Raw genomic sequence first — 8,927 nt, forward strand, 5'->3', positions numbered from 1 at the left:
AGGAAGTTGCCGCAAAGAAAAAGCTCGTGATGCGTCACGGGTCTTTTTTTTTCCCATATTTTCTAATTCATAGTTGCTATTGATAATGAATGCTGATACAATGTGGATATTTATGAACAATCTTATTTTATAATTCATACTGTCTCAAAAAAGGAGGCTGGCAATACTGACAATAACGCATAAGGCGTTCGATTTTCGGACGCTACTCTATTTGAATCTGCTGCTCATGTTCTTCCTGATCTATTCAGGCAGACAGGAAATACTGATTCTGTCCTTTATACTCTCGCTAATTGTCTATGCCGACCGCAGTACGCTCATGCAGACCGTGAAATGCAGTCTCGGCTTCCTTGCGCTGCTTGCGCTCCAATATGGGCTTAGCTTTGTGCGCGGGGCGGATGTGCCGCGCGCCCTCATCCTCGTGCCGGAGCTGATCGCATTCATTGCGCTGCGCATCTATCCGTTTGTCGTGCTCGGTATTGCACTTAAACGGAGCATGAATATCGCGGAGATCACGACAGCACTCTCGCGTCTGCGTCTGCATCGGGGCATTATCCTCAGCATTGTGGTGATGATCCGCTATCTGCCCGCGATGAAGGATGACTTCCGCGTGATTGTGGATGCGATGCGTCTGCGCGGGATTCCCATCTCGCTCGGCTATGTTGTGCGCCATCCGATGAAGGCGATTGAGTACTTCGTCGTGCCGATGCTGTTCCGCAGCGAGAAGATTACGGAGGAGTTCTCGGGTGCGGCACTCGTCAAGGGCTATGAATACAGTGGGACGCGCACATCCTATTTCGATGTCCGTATGGGTGGCAAGGATTGGGCGATGATCTTCCTTGCGCCGCTTGCCTTTGCGCTCTGTCTTACCGTTGTTTGAGGATGTGCGCTATGATTGAGTTACAGAATGTAGGCTTTCAATATCAGGACAGGGCGCAGCGGAGCATTGGCGGGAACTCCTGCACGGCAGGGGCGGGCGAGGTGATTGTGATTGCGGGGGAGAGCGGCTGCGGGAAGTCAACGCTCCTGCGCCGAATCAACGGTCTCTGTCCCGGTTTCTACGAGGGCACAGCGGAGGGGCAGATCCTCCTCGCCGGACAGGATGTGCAGAACCTTCGGATTGGGGATATTTCGCGGATTGCGGCGACGGTGTTCCAGAATCCCGATAATCAGTTCTTTACGCTCGATGTGCTGTCCGACCTCGTGTTCGGCTGTGAAAACTTCGGTGTGCCGCGTGATGAGATCGAGCGGCGGCTGCGCTCTGTCGTGGAGACACTTTCGCTTGAGCGTTTTCTTGGACGGAAGTTCTCGGGGCTGTCGGGCGGGGAAAAGCAAAAGATTGCGATTGCCTCGGCACTGATGCTGGAGTGCAAGATTCTGCTGCTGGACGAGCCGTCGGCAAATCTGGACTATCCGTCGATCGCACTTCTCCGCCGTACGATTCACGAGTTGAAGGAGCGAGGTTATACAATCGTGATGGCGGAGCACCGTCTCTACTATCTGCACGGCGTATGCGACCAACTCATCATAATGGAGCAGGGGACGATTGTGCGCCGCTATCGCGGTGCGGAGATGAATGCACTCAACAACGAGGCGCTGAACGCGTTCGGCATACGCGGTTTTGACCTTTTCCATACGCGTGCGGCGTGTGAGGCCGCTGCTCCTGCGATGGGCGGTGCAGAGCTGCTGTCACTCGAACATATTTCGTTTGGCTATGTGCGCGGGCAGGATGTCCTGCGCCATGTCTCGCTCTCTGTACGGGCGGGGGACCGTATCGCTCTCCTCGGGCATAACGGCTGCGGCAAGAGTACGCTCGCGAAAATCATCTGCGGGCTGCTGCGGGAGCGCGGCGGTCGTCTCTCTGTCGGTGGAACAACCATTGCCGCACGCAAACGCTATACGGCGGTCAGCTATGTAATGCAGAATGTGGATTTTCAGATTTTTGGTTCGAGCCTCTTTCATGATCTCCTGCTCGGCAATGAGGAGGTGGAGGACATCGATGCGCGTATTCGTACGGTGCTTGCGCAGTTCCGCTTGCTGCCGCTGATCGATGAGCATCCGATGCGGCTGTCGATGGGGCAGAAGCAGCGGCTCGTGATTGCCGCCGCCTGTCTCCTGCACAAGCGCATCGGCATTTTCGATGAGCCGACGAGTGGGCTGGACTATGCCAATATGCGCACGGTCTGCACGCTCATTGATGAATTTACGGGGGCGGAGAATGCCGCCATTATTATTACTCATGACTACGAGTTCATCATGAACTCGTGCAATCGCGTCATTCTCCTCGAGGATGGGCGGATTGCAGAAGATTTTGCACTGCGGGACGCAGCCGAACTTGAGCGGCTTTTTCGTGAGCGTATCAGATAACGATCCATTGGAGGAAAACATAATGAATTCTTGGAAAATCAGCGACTTTGTCCTGATCGGTATACTCTCGGCACTGTACGGCGTGCTCGTCCTCGGAATCGGCGCGCTCACGGTGCTGCTCTCGCCCGCGATGCACGCGCTGAGTCCCGCGCTCATCGGCGTGCTGCTTGGTACGGTCTTCCTCTTTGTGGTGAAGAAGATTCCGAAGTTCGGCGCGATTACGCTGTTTGCGGCAATCAGTACGGCGCTCTTCGCGGGCTTCTCGGGGATGATGTATGTGCCGTTCGTCGGCTCGGTGACGGCGGTGGCGTTCGTGGTCGATCTGGCAGTGCGCGGGCTCGGCAGCCGCATACCTGTGCTCGCGACGGGCTATGGGCTGATACAGGCGTCTTATGTGTTCGGCGGCGCAATCCCGCTCCTTTTCTTCCTTGAGCAGGAGATGGTTCGCTGGCAGGAGGCGGGCATGGATATGGAGCGGATTCAGAAGTTCGTCGAGCACAGCACGGGTGTCTTCCTCGCGGCGGGCATGGGGATTGCCTTTCTTGGGGGCGTGATTGGGATCTATATCGGGAGGCAGATACTCAAGAAGCATTTTAGGGAGTTGAATTGAGAGTTATGTGCTGTCGAGGTGGAGAGGAATGTGAGTTAGAGGCGCCCCTTCCACCATGCTGCGCATGGTTCCCCTCCCCCGTTGCGACGGGGGAGGCTTTTGTTTATCCTACAATAGTCCCTTTTTCTATGAAAAACAGTCTCAATTATTTGTTTTGTTTATAGATCGTGTCTTAGGTTATTGACTTTTTATATGAAAGCACCTACAATGATGAAAACGTCAATCCCGAGTATTTTTGTAAGGATTAAACTAAGCATATTTTAAGGAGAGTTTACTATGGCAGATGTATTGCTGCAGATAAAGGATCTTCATGCGGGCGTGGAGGGCAAGGAGATCCTCAAGGGGGTCGACCTCACGATCCGCAAGGGTGAGGTGCATGTCATTCTGGGACCGAACGGCTCCGGCAAGTCCACGCTGATGAATGTCATCATGGGCCATCCGAAGTATGAGATGACGGGCGGCAGTCTCGTCCTCGAGGGAGAGGATATCGCTGAGATGCGCGCGTTCGAGCGTGCGCGGCGCGGTCTTTTCCTCGCGTTCCAGACGCCGGAGGAGATTCCGGGGATCACGGTGGAGAATATGATCCGCACGGCGCGTCAGATGATTACGGGCGAGCGTGTGAAGCTCATGCCGTTCCGCAAGGAGCTGAACGCGATGATGGCGGAGCTGAAGATCGACCCGAGCTATGCACAGCGCTATCTGAATGTCGGCTTCTCGGGCGGTGAGAAGAAGCGCAGCGAGGTCTTGCAGCTGCTGATGCTCCAGCCGAAGCTCGCGCTGCTCGATGAGACGGACTCCGGGCTCGATGTGGATGCGGTGCAGATCGTTTCCGAGGGCGTGGCGAAGTTCCACACGGCGGACAACTCCTGTCTCATCATCACGCACAACGCGAAGATCCTCGATAAGCTGAAGGTGGACTATGTCCATGTGCTCGCGCAGGGCAAGATCGTGCGCGACGGAGGCGCAGAGCTCGTACAGCAGATCAACGAGCAGGGATTCGGCGGCATCCTCGCGGATCAGGGCAAAGTGGGGTGAGCCACATGGAGGATTTCGTACCAAAGAAAAAAACGCAGGTCGCCGACATCGAGCGGACGATCTACGATATTACGAATGAGGATCGCTCGGCATATAAGTCGCAGTCTGGACTGACCGAGGAGATTATCCGCGATATTTCGGAGAAGAAGAATGATCCGCAGTGGATGCTGGACTTCCGCCTGAAGTCGCTCGAGGTCTACCACGCGACGCCCATGCCCGCATGGGGACCCGATCTCTCCCCGCTCAATATGGACGAAATTGTCACGTATGTGCGTCCCGATGCGAAGATGGTCGGGGACTGGAACGAGGTGCCCGAGGACATCAAGGACACGTTTGACCGTCTGGGCATCCCCGAGGCGGAGAAAACGTCGCTTGCGGGGGTCGGCGCACAGTATGATTCCGAGGTGGTCTATCACTCAATTCAGGAGTCGCTCGTGGAGCAGGGCGTTGTCTACACGGATATGGAGACGGCCTTGCAGGAGTACGGCGATATCGTTCAGCAGTATTTCATGACGCTCGTGCCGCCCAAGGCGCATAAATTTGCCGCACTGCACGGTGCGGTCTGGTCCGGCGGCTCGTTCGTCTATGTGCCCGAGGGCGTGAAGGTGGACATTCCGCTTCAGTCCTATTTCCGTCTCAATGCGGCGGGCGCAGGGCAGTTCGAGCACACGCTCATCATTGTGGAGAAGGGCGCGAGCCTGCATTTCATCGAGGGATGCTCCGCGCCGAAGTACAATGTGACGAATCTCCATGCGGGCTGTGTCGAGCTGTTCGTCAAGGAGGGGGCGCGTCTGCGCTACTCGACGATCGAGAACTGGTCGCGCAATATGATGAATCTCAATACGAAGCGCGTGAAGGTGGAGAAGGACGGCGCGGTGGAATGGGTCTCTGGCTCGTTCGGCTCACATGTGTCCATGCTCTACCCGACGAGCATTCTCCACGGGGAGAATGCGACCTGCGAGTTTACGGGCATTACGTTCGCCTCGAAGGGGCAGGAGCTGGACACGGGCGCGACGGTGATCTTCGATGCGCCGAATACGTCGGCGAATATCAGCACGCGCTCGATCTCGAAGTCAGGCGGCGTTGCAATCTACCGCAGCGGGGTCAAGGTGACGCCGCGCGCGGTCGGGGCGAAGTGCTCGGTCAACTGCGAGTCCCTGATGCTGGACTCGGAGTCCCGCAGCGATACGCTGCCCGTGATGGATGTCGCGTGTGACGCGGTGGACATCGGACACGAGGCGAAGATTGGCCGCATCAGCGACGAGGCGATCTTCTATCTGATGAGCCGCGGCATCGACGAGGAGGAGGCGCGCGCGATGATTGTGCGCGGCTTCGTCGAGCCGATTGCAAAGGAACTGCCGCTCGAGTATGCGGTGGAGATGAATAATTTGGTCAATATCGAGTTGGAAGGAACAATGGGGTGATGGCAATGCAGGACGTATTCAGCCGTATCCCCATGCCGACATGGCGCTGGCTGGGGGTCAATGATCTCCCTGTGCCGGCAGGGCTTGCGGATACAAGAGATGAGATTCGGCTCTCTGCGGCGGCAGGAGAGCGCGTGCAGCATGTTGTGGAGCTGCGCGAAAACGGCGCGCAGGAGATCTATGTGGATGTTGCGGAGGGGGCAGAAGCCTCGCTCACGTACATCCAGTTTGCACCGACGGACGCACCTGCGGTGAGCCGCATTCATGCAAATGTGGCTCGCGGGGGGCTCTTCTCCTGCACGCTGGTCGAGGCGGGCGCGGCACATACGGCGTCGGAGCTGCGCGTGACGCTCGCGGGCGATGAGGCGCGTGCGGATGTCTGGGGGCTTTACTTCGGCGACGATGCACGCAAGATTGACCTCAACTACGTGATACGGCAGGAGGGGCGGCGCACGGATGCGAATATGCAGGTGCGCGGCGCACTCCTCGACCGCAGCGTCAAGACGTTCCGCGGGACGCTCGACTTCGTGCAGGGGGCGCGCGGCTCGGTCGGCAAGGAGGACGAGGAGGTCATGATCCTCTCGCCGCATGCGCGCAACCGCAGTGTGCCGCTCATGCTCTCGCACGAGGGCGATGTGGACGGACACCATGCGGTGAGCATCGGGCGGATGGATGAGGAGAAGCTCTTCTATCTGATGAGCAGGGGGCTTGACGATCGTGCGGCACAGCAGCTGGTCGTCGAGGCATCCTTTGAACCGGTGCTGGCGCGCATCGAGAGTGATGAGCTGCGCGCAGAGATCGGCAGCTACCTTGAGAGGAGACTTTTGGGTGGAGCGCAGGAATAACGAGTATTTGCAGGATTTCCCGATCCTGCAGACGAAGATGAACGGTCGTCCCATTGTCTATCTCGACAACGGTGCGACGACGCAGAAGCCGGAGGCGGTCATCAAGGCGGTCGCCGACTACTGCACCTACTGCAACGCGAATCCGCACCGTGGGGCATATGAGCTCTCGGTGAAGGCGACGGATATCTACGAGACGGCGCGCGTACGTACGCAGCATTTCATCGGGGCGGCACGGCCCGAGGAGATCATCTTTACAAAGAATGCGACGGAGGCGCTGAACCTCGTCGCGTACAGCTACGGGCGCGCGAATATCCGCGAGGGCGATGAGATTGTCATCACGATCTCGGAGCATCACAGCAATATTGTGCCGTGGCAGTTCGTTGCAAAGGCGCGCGGCGCGGTGCTGAAATACATCTATCTCGAGGAGGATGGGAACCTCTCGGCGGCAGACATTGCGTCCAAGATTACGGAAAAGACGAAGATCGTCGCCGTGACGCACGTCTCCAACGTGCTCGGCATGGTGAACGATGTGCGCGCGATTGCCAACCGCGCTCATGCGGTCGGGGCTGTCATCATCGTGGATGGCTCACAGAGTGTGCCGCATATCGCGGTGGACGTGCAGGCGATGGATGCGGACTTCTTCGCATTCTCGGGGCATAAGATGCTCTCTCCAATGGGGATCGGCGTGCTCTATGGCAAGTACGATATCCTTGACGCGATGCCGCCGTTCCTCTTCGGCGGGGATATGATCGAGTACGTCGGCGAGCAGGAGACGACCTATGCGGAGCTGCCCGCGAAGTTCGAGGCGGGGACACAGAATGTCAGCGGCGCCTCGGGGCTGATTGCGGCGATCGACTACCTTGAAAAGGTCGGGTTTGACCGCATTGAGACCATTGAGCGTGACCTTCTCGCCTATGCGCTGCCGAAGCTGCGTGAACTGCCGTTTGTGGAGCTTTACGGCTGTGACAGCACACGCGACAATAAGACGGGCATCATCACGTTCAATGTGAAGGACATTCATCCGCATGATGTGGCGTCGATCCTCGACAGCTACGGCGTTGCGATCCGCGCGGGGCACCACTGCGCACAGCCGCTGATGCGCTATCTCGGGCAGAACGCGACCTGCCGTGCGAGCTTCTATCTCTACAACACACATGAGGACATTGACCAGTTCGTTGAGGCTCTGAAAAAGGTACGGGGGGTGCTCGGCTATGGCGACTGAGGGAACGGCGCTCGGCGATCTCTATACGGAGGTCATCGGCGAGCACAGCCGCGCGCCCGAGAACAAGGGGGCGCTCGAGTCGGCGACCGTGCGCGAGCGCGGGCACAATCCGAGCTGCGGCGATGAGATCACACTCGAGCTCGAGATCGCGGACGGTGTCATCAAAGACGGCGCCTTTACGGGCGTTGGCTGCGCGATCTCGCAGGCGAGCACGGACATCATGATCGACCTCATGCGCGGCAAGACGGTCGAGGAGGCGCACCGTCTTGCGCAGCTCTTCACCGCAATGATCAAGCGCGAGGTCACGGATGACGACGTGCTCGAGGAACTGGATGAGGCGGTCGCGCTCAAGAATATCTCGAATATGCCGGCGCGCGTGAAATGCGCGGTGCTGGCGTGGCACACGCTCGAAGATGTACTGAAAACAGGACAGATGTCATAAGATGGGGACTGCTGTGGGAGGATTTTACCTCGCATGGCAGTCCCTTTGGCATTTTTCATCGCGTCACTACTAGCTTTTTTTGTCACGCCCATGTATAATAAGCAAGTATTGCACAATTAGAATAACAGAAAAGGTGGGAATTCGATGCGGATGACAACGGCAATGAAAGCCATCGCTCTCGGCATTGCGGTGCTCGGCCTCGGCGTGACGGCGGGCTGCGGCGGCGATCAGCAGGCAAGTGGTGAGAAGTCGTATAAGATCGGCATTGTCCAGCTGGTCGAGCACAATGCTCTCGATGCGGCGAATCGTGGGTTCGTGGATGGACTCAAGGCGCGCGGCTACGAGGAGGGCAAGAATCTCACGATTGACCGTCAGAATGCACAGGCGGATCAGTCGAATCTCCAGAATATCGCCCAGCGCTTTGTCAGCGACAAGGTGGATCTCATCTGCGCGATTGCGACCCCTGCGGCGCAGTCTGTTGCAAATGCGACGAAGGACATCCCCATTGTCGGCACGGCGATCACGGACTATGTGAACGCAAAGCTTGCGCAGACGAATGAGAAGCCGGGCGCGAACATCACGGGGACGAGCGATCTCAACCCAATCAAGGAACAGATCGATCTACTCATCAAGCTCTATCCGAATGCGAAGACAATCGGCACGATCTACTCCTCGAGTGAGGTCAACTCCGAGATCCAGATCAAGGCGATGACGGAGTACGCCACATCGAAGGGACTCAAAGTGCGTGCGGCGACGGTCTCGACCGTCAACGACATCCCACAGGCGGCACAGAGTCTTGTCAATGATGTGGATGTGTTCTATGAGCCGACGGACAATGTCATTTCCTCCTCCATCCCGACGCTTGTCGGTGTGACGGATGCGGCGGGCAAGGCGGTCATCTGCGCCGAGCCATTCATGGTGACGGGCGGCTGTCTCGCGACCTATGGCATCGACTACTACAAGCTCGGCGTTCAGACGGGCGATA

9 protein-coding genes are annotated in these 8,927 nt (G+C 57.6%); all 9 read left to right on the top strand.

From position 1 onward, the window contains the following. Positions 1-211 precede the first annotated feature (211 nt). The gene (locus HMPREF9163_RS02060) at positions 212-877 is read left to right on the top strand and encodes an energy-coupling factor transporter transmembrane component T (RefSeq protein WP_232296654.1); all 666 of its coding nucleotides are present in this window, start codon (positions 212-214) and stop codon (positions 875-877) included. A gap of 11 nt (positions 878-888) precedes the next feature. Further along, entirely contained in the window at positions 889-2,364 is a 1,476-nt protein-coding gene (locus HMPREF9163_RS02065; protein ID WP_009439978.1) for an ABC transporter ATP-binding protein, read from the top strand. A 22-nt stretch (positions 2,365-2,386) separates the two neighbouring features. Continuing rightward, positions 2,387-2,974 (top strand): MptD family putative ECF transporter S component, encoded by a 588-nt coding sequence (locus HMPREF9163_RS02070; protein WP_009439979.1) that lies wholly within the window; start codon positions 2,387-2,389, stop codon positions 2,972-2,974. Positions 2,975-3,250: 276 nt separating this feature from the next. Further along, positions 3,251-4,009 (top strand): Fe-S cluster assembly ATPase SufC, encoded by a 759-nt coding sequence (gene sufC / locus HMPREF9163_RS02075; protein WP_009439980.1) that lies wholly within the window; start codon positions 3,251-3,253, stop codon positions 4,007-4,009. 5 nt (positions 4,010-4,014) lie between these two features. Beyond that, a complete protein-coding gene (gene sufB / locus HMPREF9163_RS02080) occupies positions 4,015-5,433 on the top strand; it encodes a Fe-S cluster assembly protein SufB (protein ID WP_009439981.1) in 1,419 nt (472 codons plus the stop codon). After that, the gene (locus HMPREF9163_RS02085; protein ID WP_009439982.1) at positions 5,433-6,278 is read left to right on the top strand and encodes a SufD family Fe-S cluster assembly protein; all 846 of its coding nucleotides are present in this window, start codon (positions 5,433-5,435) and stop codon (positions 6,276-6,278) included. Before sufB ends, HMPREF9163_RS02085 begins: the two co-directional genes overlap by 1 nt. Then, positions 6,262-7,500, top strand: a complete 1,239-nt coding sequence (locus HMPREF9163_RS02090) for a cysteine desulfurase (protein WP_009439983.1) — start codon at positions 6,262-6,264, stop codon at positions 7,498-7,500. The genes HMPREF9163_RS02085 and HMPREF9163_RS02090 overlap by 17 nt, the downstream gene beginning before the upstream one ends. After that, the gene (sufU, locus tag HMPREF9163_RS02095) at positions 7,490-7,942 is read left to right on the top strand and encodes a Fe-S cluster assembly sulfur transfer protein SufU (protein WP_009439984.1); all 453 of its coding nucleotides are present in this window, start codon (positions 7,490-7,492) and stop codon (positions 7,940-7,942) included. The genes HMPREF9163_RS02090 and sufU overlap by 11 nt, the downstream gene beginning before the upstream one ends. A gap of 144 nt (positions 7,943-8,086) precedes the next feature. Beyond that, on the top strand, positions 8,087-8,927 hold an 841-nt coding region (locus HMPREF9163_RS02100; RefSeq protein ID WP_009439985.1), incomplete at its 3' end, for an ABC transporter substrate-binding protein.

It is taken from the genome of Selenomonas sp. oral taxon 138 str. F0429, from assembly GCF_000318175.2.
Lineage (GTDB): Bacteria > Bacillota > Negativicutes > Selenomonadales > Selenomonadaceae > Centipeda > Centipeda timonae.

Bases quoted from the DNA above. Each gene is read 5' to 3' on its own strand.
- HMPREF9163_RS02065 (WP_009439978.1), top strand. From the start codon at position 889: ATGATTGAGTTACAGAATGTAGGCTTTCAATATCAGGACAGGGCGCAG.
- HMPREF9163_RS02070 (WP_009439979.1), top strand. From the start codon at position 2,387: ATGAATTCTTGGAAAATCAGCGACTTTGTCCTGATCGGTATACTCTCG.
- sufC (WP_009439980.1), top strand. From the start codon at position 3,251: ATGGCAGATGTATTGCTGCAGATAAAGGATCTTCATGCGGGCGTGGAG.
- sufB (WP_009439981.1), top strand. From the start codon at position 4,015: ATGGAGGATTTCGTACCAAAGAAAAAAACGCAGGTCGCCGACATCGAG.
- HMPREF9163_RS02085 (WP_009439982.1), top strand. From the start codon at position 5,433: ATGGCAATGCAGGACGTATTCAGCCGTATCCCCATGCCGACATGGCGC.
- sufU (WP_009439984.1), top strand. From the start codon at position 7,490: ATGGCGACTGAGGGAACGGCGCTCGGCGATCTCTATACGGAGGTCATC.